Origin of the sequence: Streptomyces sp. NBC_00726, assembly GCF_045161735.1 — a bacterium.
Lineage (GTDB): Bacteria > Actinomycetota > Actinomycetes > Streptomycetales > Streptomycetaceae > Streptomyces.
In genome coordinates this window covers 700740-713534 of the sequence record NZ_CP108983.1, presented here as the reverse complement: position 1 = coordinate 713534, position 12795 = coordinate 700740, and the positions used below count along the sequence as shown (strand labels likewise).

General features: G+C 72.1%; 12 protein-coding genes and 1 riboswitch. Of the genes, 11 read left to right on the top strand and 1 reads right to left on the bottom strand.

Annotated elements, in window-relative coordinates:
* The first annotated feature begins 31 nt into the window (after window positions 1–31).
* The gene (locus tag OG338_RS03010) at window positions 32–1219 is read left to right on the top strand and encodes an ROK family transcriptional regulator (RefSeq protein ID WP_405935833.1); all 1188 of its coding nucleotides are present in this window, start codon (window positions 32–34) and stop codon (window positions 1217–1219) included.
* Between the two features lie 72 nt (window positions 1220–1291).
* On the opposite strand, the gene OG338_RS03005 is transcribed toward OG338_RS03010, so the two are convergent.
* Complete coding sequence (locus OG338_RS03005; protein WP_405935832.1) at window positions 1292–3637, bottom strand: chitinase C-terminal domain-containing protein; 2346 nt, start codon at window positions 3635–3637, stop codon at window positions 1292–1294.
* Window positions 3638–3925: 288 nt separating this feature from the next.
* Window positions 3926–4056, top strand: a riboswitch (FMN riboswitch).
* A gap of 155 nt (window positions 4057–4211) precedes the next feature.
* Here OG338_RS03005 and ribD point away from each other — a divergent pair.
* From ribD to OG338_RS02955, 10 genes are all read left to right on the top strand, one after another.
* The gene (gene ribD, locus OG338_RS03000) at window positions 4212–5312 is read left to right on the top strand and encodes a bifunctional diaminohydroxyphosphoribosylaminopyrimidine deaminase/5-amino-6-(5-phosphoribosylamino)uracil reductase RibD (protein WP_405935831.1); all 1101 of its coding nucleotides are present in this window, start codon (window positions 4212–4214) and stop codon (window positions 5310–5312) included.
* On the top strand, window positions 5313–5930 hold the full coding sequence (locus OG338_RS02995; protein WP_161212274.1) for a riboflavin synthase: 618 nt from the start codon (window positions 5313–5315) through the stop codon (window positions 5928–5930).
* Window positions 5927–6571 (top strand): nicotinamide riboside transporter PnuC, encoded by a 645-nt coding sequence (locus OG338_RS02990; protein WP_405935830.1) that lies wholly within the window; start codon window positions 5927–5929, stop codon window positions 6569–6571. The genes OG338_RS02995 and OG338_RS02990 overlap by 4 nt, the downstream gene beginning before the upstream one ends.
* Window positions 6568–7881: a bifunctional 3,4-dihydroxy-2-butanone-4-phosphate synthase/GTP cyclohydrolase II gene (locus OG338_RS02985; protein WP_405935829.1), complete on the top strand. Its 1314-nt coding sequence runs from the start codon at window positions 6568–6570 to the stop codon at window positions 7879–7881. The genes OG338_RS02990 and OG338_RS02985 overlap by 4 nt, the downstream gene beginning before the upstream one ends.
* Window positions 7882–7912: 31 nt before the next feature.
* Window positions 7913–8398 (top strand): 6,7-dimethyl-8-ribityllumazine synthase, encoded by a 486-nt coding sequence (gene ribH / locus OG338_RS02980; protein WP_073967749.1) that lies wholly within the window; start codon window positions 7913–7915, stop codon window positions 8396–8398.
* Window positions 8399–8432: 34 nt separating this feature from the next.
* Window positions 8433–8705: a phosphoribosyl-ATP diphosphatase gene (locus OG338_RS02975; protein WP_018103937.1), complete on the top strand. Its 273-nt coding sequence runs from the start codon at window positions 8433–8435 to the stop codon at window positions 8703–8705.
* Between the two features lie 63 nt (window positions 8706–8768).
* Window positions 8769–9617 carry an ATP phosphoribosyltransferase gene (gene hisG, locus OG338_RS02970; RefSeq protein ID WP_405935828.1) on the top strand — a complete coding sequence of 283 codons (849 nt, stop codon included), beginning with the start codon at window positions 8769–8771 and terminating at the stop codon, window positions 9615–9617.
* Window positions 9618–9640: 23 nt separating this feature from the next.
* The gene (locus OG338_RS02965) at window positions 9641–10105 is read left to right on the top strand and encodes a PH domain-containing protein (protein WP_405935827.1); all 465 of its coding nucleotides are present in this window, start codon (window positions 9641–9643) and stop codon (window positions 10103–10105) included.
* Between the two features lie 186 nt (window positions 10106–10291).
* Window positions 10292–11653 (top strand): hemolysin family protein, encoded by a 1362-nt coding sequence (locus tag OG338_RS02960; protein ID WP_405935826.1) that lies wholly within the window; start codon window positions 10292–10294, stop codon window positions 11651–11653.
* Window positions 11650–12747, top strand: coding sequence for a hemolysin family protein (locus OG338_RS02955; RefSeq protein ID WP_405935825.1), 1098 nt, complete (start codon window positions 11650–11652; stop codon window positions 12745–12747). Before OG338_RS02960 ends, OG338_RS02955 begins: the two co-directional genes overlap by 4 nt.
* The last annotated feature ends 48 nt before the right edge of the window (window positions 12748–12795 follow it).

Here is a 12795-nt window from a genome sequence, read left to right as displayed (position 1 = left end):
CGGTTCGGCGGTGATCTGGAAGGATTCCGGCATGCCCGCATCACCGAGCACCGCCCGGGCCATCAACGACCGGCTCGCCCTGCGGCTCCTCCAGCAGGACGGCCCTCTGACGGCCACCCAGTTGAAGACCCTGACCGGGCTCTCCCGGCCCACCGTCGCCGACCTGGTCGACCGCCTCCAGGACGCGGGTCTGATCCACGTCGTCGGCGAGACCGGGGCCGACCGCCGGGGGCCCAACGCCCGGCTCTACGGCATCGTCGCGGACCGCGCGCTGCTGGCCGGGCTCGACGTGCGCACCGACAGCGTCGCCGTCGTGGTCGCCGATCTGCTGGGCGCGACGCTGGCCGAGGCGACGCTGCCGGTCGGCGAGATGGCGGAGGACGCCGTGGAGCGGGCCGTCGCCCTGCTCGCGGCCACCGTCCGCAGCGCGGGGAGCGCGCCCCTGCACAGCGTCGGCATCGGCGCGCCCGGGCTCATCGACCCGGTCACGGGCGAGCTGCGGGACAGCAGCGGGCTGCCGTCCTGGCACCGCAGCCTGGTCCGGGCGCTCCAGGAGCGGCTGCCGGCGGCGGTGCTGGTCGAGAACGAGACGAACCTCGCGGCCGTCGCCGAGCACCGGGCCGGCGCGGCCCGCGACCAGGACACGTTCGTCCTGCTCTGGCTCGGCCACGGGGTGGGCGCGGCGGTCATGCTCGACGGGAAGGTGCGCCGGGGGGCCTCGGGCGGCGCGGGCGAACTCGGCTTCCTGCCGGTCCCCGGCACGGTCGGCACGCCCTCGGCCGTCAACTGCGACGGGGGCTTCCACTCACTGGCCGGCTCGGCGCCGCTCTGCGAGCTGGCCGCGCGGTACGGGATCGCGGTCACGCAGCAGGGCCAGGAGCCCGGTGCGGCGGCGGCCGTCCGGGCGGCGCTCGCGGGGGAGGGCGACGGCGAGGGCTTCCTCGGCGCCCTGGCCGACCGGATCGCGCTGGGCGCCGCGGCGGTGGCCTCGGTCCTCGACCCGGGGCTCGTCCTGCTCTCCGGGGAGGTGGGCCATGCGGGGGGCGGCGCGCTGGCCGCCCTTGTCGAGGAGCGGCTGGCCGCGATGTCCCCGCTGCGCACCGGGGTGCGGGCGGGGCTGCTGGGCGGCACGGCGGTCCGCCGGGGGGCGTTGCTCGCGGCGCGGGACGCGGCGCAGGATGTGCTGTTCGCCCCACAGGGGAGCCCGTCCGGCGTCTGACGGGGAACCGGCCGGCCCGCCCGGGGCCGGGGTTCCGTCCTCAAACGCCGGACGGGCTCTAAAAGGCAGGGCTCAGCAGGTGCCCAGGTCCTGCCAGACGCCCCACTCACCGGTGGAGCCGGGCTGCTCGCCCTTCGTCCACCACTTCGCCTTCCACTGGTGGCCGTCCTGGCTCACCGTCGTACCGGCGCCGTATTCCGCGCTCGCGTTCCACGCGTCGGCGGTGCAGGTGCCGCCCGACGGGTCGGGGCTCGGTTCGGTGGAGCCGGACGGGTCGGGCGTCGGGGTCGAGCCGGTGCCCGGCTCGACCACCGTCGTGCCCCGGGCCAGGTCCGCCGCCAGCGCGTAGGACTTGCCGTCGAAGGTCACCGTCCAGTTGGACGGGGTGGACGTCGGCAGGTAGTACACGAAGTCGACCTGGACCGACGCGCCGGGTGCCAGGCTCTGCCAGGACGGCAGCTTCAGCGAGACCCGGTTGTAGTCGCCCTTCAGCCCGCCGACGTTGTTCGCGGCGGTGTGGTCACTGCGCACGATCGTGGTGCCGAAGCCCGACTGGTCCTTGGCGTTGGCGGGCGCCGAGGTGGAGTAGTCGAACTGGAACTCCGTACCGCCGGGCAGCGTCGCCTGCGTGTTGTTGGTGATCGTCAGCTTGGGGCTGATCGGGTAGTTGGAGTCGCCCAGCGGGAACTGGCCGAACGACACGTCGATGTCCAGCGCCTGGGTCGGCAGGTCGATCGTGGAGCGCTTCGCCCCGTACGGCGCGGCCGTCTTGAACGTGTCGTACATGGTCGAGGTGAGCGTGGAGCCGGGCTCGTACTGCCCCTTGTCCGCGTTCCAGCCGTAGTCCCCGGCCAGCTCCCAGATCATCGTGCCGCCGATGCCCTTGTCGGCCACGTAGTCCGCCTTGGCCTGCACGGACTGCTCGTCCTCGGTGGAGAGGAAGACCTTCTTCTCGGCGTTCCACAGCCACGGCGCGACCAGCGTCGAGTCGTAGTTGCGGACGTAGGTGCCGGTCAGCTTGGTGTCCGCGGGGAACCCGTAGTCCGTGACGTAGTCGCCGACGATGCCCTTCTCCAGGTTCTTGGCGTGCCACATCGGGTTGGACCCGGCGGGCGCCTCGTCGCCGTTGGCGTCCAGGTCGTGCCAGAGGTTGTCGATGCCGACGGCACCGTCACCGCACTTGGTCAGCCCCGCACCGGCCGGGCAGTCGGTCGAAGCCGCCTTGCCCCACAGGCCGTTGGTGCCGCCCTGCACGTTCTTGAAGCCACGGGTGTAGTACGGCAGGCCGATGTTGATACGGCCGGACGGCATCGAACCGCGGAAGTAGTGGTAGGCCCAGTCCGTGTTGAGGTAGCCGGTGCCGCCGTACTGCGAGGTCGAGTAGACGCTCGCCTGGGCGAGCTCCGCGTCCTTGCCGTCGTCGAAGAGCGCGGCGTTGGGGCCGACGTACTCGTTCCAGGCGCCGTGCAGGTCGTACGACATGATGTTGACGTAGTCCAGGTACTTCTGGACCTGGAACGTCTCCATGCCGCGCAGCAGATAGCCCGACGAGGGGGCGGCGACGCTGAGCAGGTAGTGGTGGCCGTCCTCGGCGGACGCCCGGTCCAGCTTCTCGCGCAGGGTCTTCATCAGCGCGGCGTAGCCCTTGACCAGACCGCCGCGCCGGGCGTTGGACAGCGTCCAGTCCAGCGGGTTGCCCGCGTCCTTCATGGTCGTCGGGTACTCGTAGTCGATGTCGACGCCGTTGAAGCCGTACTTCCGGATGAAGTCGACCGCCGAGTCGGCGAAGGTGTCGATGCCGGCCTGGTTGACCGAGCCGTCGGCGTTGGTGGCCATCGAGTAGAAGCCGCCCGAGTCGACCCGCTCGCCGTCGTCGCCGAAGTAGCCGCCGGTCTCGGCCCAGCCGCCGACGGAGACCATCGTCTTCACGTTCGGGTACTGCTTCTTGAACTTGGTGAGCAGGTTGAAATGGCCCTTGTAGGGGAGGTCCGGGTCCATCTCGGCGCCCGCGACGCCCGGCCAGGTCATCCCGGTGGAGGCGTTTTCCGGCCCATCCGCGCCCACGGAGAGCTTGTTGGCCCCGTCGACGTGCGCGAAGGCGTAGTTGAGGTGGGTGACCTTGTCCCAGGGGATGTCGGAGGCCAGGTAGGCGGGCTTGCCGTCCTTGCCGGTCCGCCAGTTGGTGAAGTAGCCGATGACGCGCCGGGGATGGTCGGCGCCCATCTTCTCGCGGCCCTCGGAGTCGTACACGGAGCAGTAGGGGACGGAGACGCCCGGCGTCTCGTAGAGCCCGTCGGGGCGACAGGACTCCTGGTCGGCGGCTTGCGACGGGGTCGCGGCGAGCGAGCCGATCAGCAGCGCGGCGATGCCTGCGCCGGCGGCGAGGAGCGAGGCTCTCGCACGGGTGGGGGACAGCACGTTCGGTTCCTCCTGGGGAGGTCGGCAGAACACAACTGAACAAGCGGGGGGTGGGTCGTGCCTGGTCCCGGGCGTGCGCACACCGCGGAACCGCTCCTCGGAGGTGACGCAGAGATTAAGAGGACTAGACCAGTGCGTCAATAGGTCTGGACCATTCACGGCAATTCCGGGTGTATTCCTGTACGGATGTCCGAAAGTGTTCTTGTCACGTGCTGTCTGTGAGCCACTCCACAGCGTTCACCCGGTTGGCCCCCGCCGGGTCGTGGCACACTGATCGGGTACCAGCAGCAGCGCACTCCGGGGTCGGTGTAATTCCGAACCGGCGGTTACAGTCCGCGACCCGTCCGCATCCAGCGGCCGGTTGACCAGGTGAAATTCCTGGACCGACGGTTAAAGTCCGGATGGGAGGCAGTGCGCGGCGGGCCGTTTCGCGGGTACGCCGCCGTCGGCGGAGGTTCCGGATCACCGGATTCCTCCATGGTTTCCGGCATCAGGCGTCCCTGTCGTGCGTTCCGCTTCATCTGTCGTCAACGACAGGCCCCGGAGTCCGTGCCCGAAGAGGCAGGAGGACCCGGTGGACACCGCAGCCGACACGACCGCCATGCGCCGAGCCGTCACGCTCGCCGCCCGCGGCCTCGGCTCCACCAGCCCCAACCCGGTCGTGGGATGCGTCGTCCTCGACGCCGCGGGCCAGACCGCGGGCGAGGGCTTCCACCAGCGCGCCGGCGGCCCGCACGCCGAGATCCACGCCCTGCGCGCGGCCGGCGACGGGGCCCGGGGCGGCACCGCCTACGTCACCCTCGAACCCTGCAACCACACCGGCCGCACCGGCCCCTGCGCCCAGGCGCTCATCGAGGCCGGCATCGCCCGTGTCGTGTACGCGGTCGGCGACCCCACCCCGCAGGCCACCGGCGGTGCCGAAACGCTCCGCGCCGCCGGCGTCCGCGCCGAGGCGGGCCTCCTCGCCGACGAGGCCGAGGCGGGCAACACCGCCTGGCTCACCTCCGTCCGCCGCGGCCGCCCGCACGTCACCTGGAAGTACGCGGCGAGCCTGGACGGCCGGGTCGCCGCCGCCGACGGCAGCAGCCGCTGGATCAGCTCCGCCGAGTCCCGCGCCGACGTGCACCGGCTGCGCGCCGAGGCCGACGCGGTCCTCGTCGGCTCCGGCACCGCCCGCGCCGACGACCCCCAGCTCGGGGTGCGCGGCGTCGACGGCGCGGTCCAGCCCCTGCGCGTCGTCATGGACACCCGCGCCACCGCCGTACGGCCCGGAGCCCGGGTCCTCGACACCACCGCGCCCACCCTGGTCGCGGTCGCCGAGGACGCGGACACCGGCCACCTGCCCGGCGAGGCGGTCCTGCGCCTGCCCCGCGCGGCCGGCCGGCCCGGGCTCGACCCGGCCGCCCTGCTCGCCGCCCTCCACGGGCGCGGCGTCCGCTCCGTACTCCTCGAAGGCGGCCCGGTCCTGGCCGGCTCCTTCGTCGCCGCGGGACTGGTCGACAAGGTCGTCGGCTATCTCGCCCCCGTCCTCATCGGCGCGGGCCCCGCCGCCCTCGCCGACGCCGGAATCTCCACGCTGACCGAGGCGTTGCGCCTCGACGTGACGGAGACCGTCCGCATCGGCCCCGATCTGCGCGTCACCGCCGTCCCCGGCCCTGCCCGGAAGGAGAACTGAATGTTCACCGGAATCGTCGAAGAACTGGGCGAGGTCACCGCCGTCGAGCAACTGGACGACGCCTCCCGCTTCCGCCTGCGCGGACCCGTCGTCACCGAGGGCGCCAAGCACGGGGACTCCATCGCCGTGAACGGCGTCTGCCTGACCGTCGTGGACCTCGGCGAGCACGAGTTCACCGCCGATGTGATGGCCGAGACGCTGAACCGCTCCAGCCTCGGCGCCCTGACGACCGGCTCCCGCGTCAACCTCGAACGCCCGATGGCGCTCGGCGGCCGGCTCGGCGGCCACATCGTCCAGGGCCACGTCGACGGCACCGGCCGCATCCTGGAGCGCCGGCCCTCCGAGAACTGGGAGATCGTCAAGATCTCGCTCCCGGCCGCCCTCACCCGGTACGTGGTCGAGAAGGGCTCGATCACCGTCGACGGCGTCAGCCTGACCGTGGTGGACGCCGCACCCGACTACTTCACCATCAGCCTCATCCCCACCACCCTGGCGCTGACTACCCTCGGCATCAAGGGGCCCGGCGACCCGGTCAACCTCGAAGTCGACGTCATCGCGAAGTACGTCGAGCGGCTGCTCGGCCACGAGGCGCCGGAGACCGGGGAGGACGCGAAGTGAGCGCCCTGCACTGGCTGAACTCCGAGGCGTTCACCGTCCTCGACCAGCACATCATCTGGTCCGACATGATCGGCAACACCGTCGGCCTGATCGCCCTCGCGCTCGGCTGGCTGCGCTCGATCTGGACCTGGCCCGCCCAGCTCCTGTCCGGCGTCGTGCTGGTCGCCGCCAACGTCTCCGTCCAGCAGGCGGGCAGCGTCGGCAAGCAGGTCATCGTCATCGCGGTCGCCGTCTGGGGCTGGCAGCAGTGGACCCGGGGCCGGCAGCAGGCGCAGGACGGCTCGATCGCGGTCCGGTTCGCCACCTGGCGCGAACGCGGCCTCCTGGCCGGCGGGGCGGCCCTCGGCACCCTCGCGGTCGGCGGCCTCTTCACCGCCTTCCCCTCGCTCTCCTGGAGCCCCTGGGCGGACGCCTACATCTTCGCGGGCACGCTGGTCGCGATGCTCGCCCAGGCGCGCGGCATGGTCGAGTTCTGGTTCGCCTGGCTCCTGGTCGACCTCGTCGGCGTCCCGCTGAACTTCCACAGCGGGCTCGCCTTCTCCGGTCTCATCTACGTCGTCTACGGCGCCCTCGTCCTGTGGGGCATGCGCGACTGGTGGCTGCGTACGCGGACACCCGCTCTGGAAGGAGCCACGGCATGACTGCCCAGCCCACCTGGTTGCACCGGGAGCACGAAGCGCCCGTCGAGGACCTGGCCCTCGACCCCGTCGAGCAGGCCATCCGCGACATCGCGGCCGGCCGGCCCGTCGTGGTCGTGGACGACGAGGACCGCGAGAACGAGGGCGACCTCGTCATCGCCGCCGAGAAGGCCACGCCCGAGATCGTCGCGTTCATGATGAGCGAGTGCCGCGGACTGATCTGCGCGCCCATGGAGAGCGACGAGCTGGAACGGCTCGAACTGCCCCAGATGGTGGACCACAACACCGAGTCGATGCAGACCGCCTTCACCGTCTCCGTCGACGCCACGGCCGCCCACGGCGTCTCCACCGGCATCTCCGCCGCCGACCGCGCCACCACGCTCCGGCTGCTCGCCGACGGTGTGGCCGGCCCCGGCGACTTCGTGCGCCCCGGCCATGTCTTCCCGCTGCGCGCCCGCTCCGGCGGGGTCCTCGTGCGCAACGGCCACACCGAGGCCGCCGTCGACCTCGCCCGGCTCGCCGGACTCCGGCCCGCCGGGGCCATCGTCGAGATCGCCGGCGAGGACGGCGTCATGCTGCGGCTGCCCCAGCTGGTGCCGTTCGCCCGCAAGCACGGCCTCACGATCATCTCCATCGAGGACCTGATCGCGTACCGCCGCAGCAACGAGCCCACCGTCCGCCGCGAGGCCGAGGTCCGGCTCCCCACCCGCTTCGGCGCCTTCACCGCGTACGGCTACCGCTCCACCGTGGACGGCGTGGAACACGTCGCGCTGGTGCACGGCGACATCGGGGACGGCGACATCGAGGACGGCGACGACGTCCTGGTCCGGGTCCACTCCGAGTGCCTGACCGGCGACATCTTCGCTTCCGAGCGCTGCGACTGCGGCCCCCAGCTGCACGCCTCCATGGAGCGGATCACGGACGAGGGACGCGGTGTCGTCGTCTACCTCCGGGGCCACGAGGGCCGGGGCATCGGCCTGCTCTCCAAGCTGCGCGCGTACGAGCTCCAGGAGCGCGGCGTCGACACGCTCGACGCCAACCTGGAACTCGGCCTGCCCGCCGACGCCCGGGACTACGCGGCGGGCGCGCAGATCCTCGCGGACCTCGGCGTACGCAGCCTGCGCCTGCTGACCAACAACCCGGATAAGACCGCCGCGCTCACCCGGCACGGCCTGACCGTCACCGGGCGCGAGCCGATGCCCGTCCAGGCCGGTGAGCACAATCTGCGGTACCTGCGCACCAAGCGCGACCGCATGGGACACGACCTGCCCTGGCTCGACGCGGTCCCCGCGTCCGCCTGCGGCAACCAGTAGCACAACCCCGTACAGCGAACCCAGGAGAGACATGAGCGGCAAGGGCGCACCCGAACTGTCCGTACGCAACTGCGGTGACCTGCGTGTGGCGGTCGTCGCCGCGCAGTGGCACGAGAAGGTCATGGACGGCCTGGTCGACGGCGCCCTGCGTGCCCTGCACGAGCTGGGCATCGACGAGCCGACCCTGCTGCGGGTCCCGGGCAGCTTCGAGCTCCCCGTCGTCGCGAAGGTGCTGGCCGGGCGCGGGTACGACGCGATCGTCGCCCTCGGCGTGATCATCCGCGGCGGCACCCCGCACTTCGAGTACGTGTCCCACGGCGTCACCAACGGCCTGACCCAGGTCGCCGTCGACACCGGCGTCCCGGTCGGCTTCGGCGTACTCACGTGCGACAACGAGGAGCAGGCGCTCGACCGGGCCGGTCTCGAAGGGTCCAACGAGGACAAGGGGCACGAAGCGGTCACCGCCGCGGTCGCCACCGCCGCCACACTGCGCTCGGTCAGCGAACCCTGGCGCTGAGTGCGGGCGCGGCACCCCGTATTCTGAGCACATCATGGCGAACAAAACCTTCGAAGAGCTCTTCGCCGAGCTACAGCTCAAGGCCGCCAACGGCGACCCCTCCACCTCCCGCACCGCCGAACTGGTGGAGAAGGGGGTCCATGCCATCGGCAAGAAGGTCGTGGAGGAGGCCGCCGAAGTCTGGATGGCCGCCGAGCACGAGAGCAAGGACGCCGCCGCCGAGGAGATCTCGCAGCTGCTGTACCACGTCCAGGTGATGATGGTCGCGCGCGGGATCTCCCTGGACGACGTCTACGCCCACCTCTGAGCCAGGCCCCGCACCCTCCCGTACGTCATCCCGCCACCCCTTTCGCAAAGGAAACCCGACCTCATGCTGCGCATCGCCGTCCCCAACAAGGGTGCTATCTCCGGGCCTGCGATGGCGATGCTCCATGAGGCGGGCTACAAGCAGCGCAAGGAGTCGAAGGAACTCGTCCTGGTGGACCCCGCCAACGAGGTCGAGTTCTTCTACCTGCGCCCCCGCGACATCGCGATCTACGTCAGCTCGGGCCGCCTCGACATCGGCATCACCGGCCGCGACCTGCTGCTGGACTCCGGTGCCGAGGCCGAGGAGATCCTCCAGCTCGGCTTCGCCCGCTCCACCTTCCGCTACGCCACCAAGCCGGGCACCGTCACGGACCCCGCGGACTTCGGCGGCCTCACGATCGCCACCTCCTACGAGGGCATCGTCGCCAAGCACCTCGCCGAGTCCGGTGTCGACGCCTCCGTCGTCCACCTCGACGGCGCCGTCGAGACCGCCATCGAACTCGGCGTCGCCCAGGTCATCGCGGACGTCGTCGAGACCGGCACCAGCCTGCGCAACGCCGGCCTCGAAGTCATCGGCGAACCCATCATGACCTCCGAGGCCGTCGTCATCAGGCGCACCGGCGCCCCCGCCGACGAGCCCAAGGTCCAGCAGTTCCTGCGCCGCCTCCAGGGCGTCCTGGTGGCCCGCAGCTACGTGATGATGGACTACGACTGCCGTGTCGAGCACCTGGAGCGCGCCGTCGCCCTCACCCCGGGCCTGGAGTCGCCGACCATCTCCCCGCTGCACCACGAGGGCTGGGTCGCCGTCCGCTCCATGGTCGCCGCCGCCGAGGCACAGCGGATCATGGACGACCTGTACGACCTCGGCGCCCGCGCCATCCTCACCACCGCGATCCACGCCTGCCGGCTCTGACGGCGGGACGGAAGAAGAGCACGATGTCCGCGCCCACACCCCCGCCCGGCCGGCCGGCCCTGCCGGTCACCTTCCGGCCGACCCGCACCCGGGTGGTCCTGCTGACCGTCGGCGCGGTGATGTTCGCCGTCATCACCGTCGTCGCCTTCACCCTCGAACAGCTCAGCGGGGGCGAGCGGGTCAGCTTCGTCTTCACCGCGCTGCTCTTCTTCGGCGTCCTGGCGCTGCTCAGCCGCCCCAAGATCGTCGCGGACGAGGAGGGTGTGACGGTGGTCAACCTCACGCGCAGCCGCCGGCTCTCCTGGGCCGAGATCGTCCGCGTCAACCTGCGGGTGGGCGATCCGTGGGTCTTCCTCGACCTCAGCGACGGCACCAGCATGCCCGCCCTCGGCATCCAGCCCGGCATCGCCAGACAGCGCGCCATCCAGGACGCCCGCGCCCTGCGTGCCCTCGCCGAGAGCCGGGGCACGGGCGCGGACGAGAGCTGAGCCCCCTGCCCCGTACCGCCTCTCGTTGATTACTCTGGAGGGCGGTGGCGCCCCGTGCGCGCCCCGCCCCGCCCGAAGGCCCACGCGGCCGGCGGGGATTTTCCTGCGACCCGAGGAGTGACTCCCTCCAGCAATGGACGGATCGTCCGGTAGTACCTGCGCCGCCCCCTCCGTGGAGGCGGCGGCATGACAACCCCCCTCTTGCTGCTCAGCGCGGCATTCCTTCTCATCCTCGCCAACGGCTTCTTCGTGGCGGCCGAATTCGGTCTCGTCACCGTGGAACGCGCGGACGCCGAACGCGCCGCCGCCGAGGGCGACCGGCGGGCCCGCACCGTCACCGACGCCCTGCGCGAACTGTCCTTCCAGCTGTCCGGCACCCAGCTCGGCATCACCATCACCTCGCTGGTGGTCGGCATGCTCGCCGAACCGGCGCTCGCCCAGCTGCTGGACGGACCCCTCGCCCTGACCGGGCTGCCCGCCGGCGCCGTGCCCACCGTCAGCGTGGTGACCGGCATGCTGCTCGCCGCCGCCGTCCAGATGGTCATCGGCGAACTCGTCCCGAAGAACTGGGCGGTCTCCCGCCCGCTGACCGTCGCCCGGTTCGTCGCCGGACCGCAGGCCCGCTTCACCCGTCTCTTCCGGCCGGTCATCGGCGCCCTGAACACCGCGGCCAACCGGCTCGTACGCCTCCTCGGCGTCGAGCCCACCGAGGAGCTGGCCTCCGCCCGCACCCCGGGCGAGCTGGTCTCCCTCGCCCGGCACTCCGCCGAGGCGGGCACCCTCGAACAGGACACCGCCGACCTCTTCGTACGGACCCTGTCGCTCGCCGGGCTCACCGCCCAGCACGTCATGACCCCGCGCGTGAAGGTCAGCGCCCTCCAGACCTCCGCCACCGCGGAGGACGTCCTCAACCTCACCCGCGCCACCGGCCTGTCCCGCTTCCCCGTCTACCGGGAACGCATCGACGAGGTCGTCGGCATGATCCACCTCAAGGACGCCCTGGCCGTCCCGGCCCCCGACCGGCTGCGCACCACGGCCGGCCGGATCGCCGTGCCGCCGCTCCTGGTGCCCGAGACGCTGCCCGTCGAACAGCTCCTCCAGCGGCTCCGCAAGGAGCAGCCGATCGCCGTCGTGGTCGACGAGTACGGCGGCACCGCCGGGGTCGTCACCCTGGAGGACATCATCGAGGAGCTGGTCGGCGAGGTCCGCGACGAGCACGACGCGGAGGGCGCCGACCGCCCCGAGCTGGCCCCCGCCCCGCCCGAGGACGGCCGCCCCGCCTGGGACGCCGAGGGCAGCTGCCGGGTCCTCACCCTGCGCCGCATAGGACTCGACGTGCCGGACGGCCCGTACGAGACGGTCGCCGGGCTCGTCGCCGATCTGCTGGGCCGCATTCCCGCCCCCGGCGACCGGGCCGAACTCCCCGGCTGGCGGATCGCGGTCCGCCAGGTCGGCCACTACCGGGCCGAGAAGGTCCGCTTCGTCCGGGCGGCGGCCGCCGCCGGTGCGGACGCCTCGGAGCCGGCGGTCCTGGAGGCGGCGCGATGAGCCTCGTCCAGCTGGTCTTCGCCGGGCTCCTGGTCCTCGCGAACGGCTTCTTCGTCGGCGCGGAGTTCTCGCTCGTCTCCGTGCGCCGCAGCCAGATCGACCCCCTCGCCGCCGCCGGTTCCGGCCGCGCCCGCCAGGTGTTGTACGGCCTGGAGAACCTGCCGCAGATGATGGCGGCGGCCCAGTTCGGCATCACCGTCTGCTCCCTGACCCTCGGAGCCGTCGCCGAACCCACCGTCGCCCACCTCCTGGAGCCGGTGTTCACCGCCGTGCACCTGCCGGAGGGGCTGATCCACCCGCTCGGTTACGTCCTCGCGCTCGTCCTCGTCGTCTTCCTCCACCTCGTCATCGGCGAGATGGTCCCGAAGAACCTGGCGATGGCCGCGCCCGAGAGGACCGCGCTCTGGCTGAGCCCCGGCCTCGTCGGCTTCGCCCGGCTCTGCCGCCCGGTCACCGCCGCGCTCGGCGCCTGCGCCCGGCTGGTGCTCCGCCTCTTCGGCGTCGAACCGAAGGACGAGGTGGAGGCCGTCTTCACCAGCGAGCAGCTCAACCGCCTGGTGGAGGACTCCGGGCAGGCCGGCCTCATCGAGCCCGAGGCGCGGGAACGCCTGGAGGACGCCCTGGAGCTGGGCAGCCGCCCCGTCACCGACGTCCTGCTGCGCCGGGCGTCCCTGGTCACGGTGGACCCCTCGGTCACCCCGCGCCGCATCGAGGAGCTGACCGTCCGCACGGGCTTCTCGCGCTTCCCGGTCTGCGCCGAGGGCGGCGGCCCCTTCATGGGCTATCTGCACGTCAAGGACGTCCTCGACCTGGAGGACGGGGAGCGCGCGGTGCCGCAGCAGCTGTGGCGCCCGATGGCCACCGTACGGGCCGAACTCCCGCTGGACGACGCCCTCACCGTGATGCGCCGCGCCGCCACGCACCTCGCCCAGGTCGCGGACGCCTCCGGCCGGGTGCTCGGCCTGGTCGCGATGGAGGACGTCCTGGAGACGCTGGTCGGCGAGGTACGCGACCCGGCGCACCGGGTGGCGGAGCCGCGCCGCACGGAGGAGCGGACGACGGACCCGGACGGGGCGACGGCCCTGGTGGGCTGAGCCGTACGCGGGAGCCGGCCACCGGAACGCCCCGGTGGCCGGCCGCAC

Excerpts from the sequence above, each read along its gene's own strand:
- OG338_RS02995 (WP_161212274.1), top strand. The coding sequence starts at position 5,313 with ATGTTCACCGGAATCGTCGAAGAACTGGGCGAGGTCACCGCCGTCGAG.
- OG338_RS02965 (WP_405935827.1), top strand. The coding sequence starts at position 9,641 with ATGTCCGCGCCCACACCCCCGCCCGGCCGGCCGGCCCTGCCGGTCACC.
- OG338_RS02960 (WP_405935826.1), top strand. The coding sequence starts at position 10,292 with ATGACAACCCCCCTCTTGCTGCTCAGCGCGGCATTCCTTCTCATCCTC.
- OG338_RS02955 (WP_405935825.1), top strand. The coding sequence starts at position 11,650 with ATGAGCCTCGTCCAGCTGGTCTTCGCCGGGCTCCTGGTCCTCGCGAAC.
- OG338_RS03010 (WP_405935833.1), top strand. The coding sequence starts at position 32 with ATGCCCGCATCACCGAGCACCGCCCGGGCCATCAACGACCGGCTCGCC.
- ribH (WP_073967749.1), top strand. The coding sequence starts at position 7,913 with ATGAGCGGCAAGGGCGCACCCGAACTGTCCGTACGCAACTGCGGTGAC.
- OG338_RS02975 (WP_018103937.1), top strand. The coding sequence starts at position 8,433 with ATGGCGAACAAAACCTTCGAAGAGCTCTTCGCCGAGCTACAGCTCAAG.
- hisG (WP_405935828.1), top strand. The coding sequence starts at position 8,769 with ATGCTGCGCATCGCCGTCCCCAACAAGGGTGCTATCTCCGGGCCTGCG.
- OG338_RS02985 (WP_405935829.1), top strand. The coding sequence starts at position 6,568 with ATGACTGCCCAGCCCACCTGGTTGCACCGGGAGCACGAAGCGCCCGTC.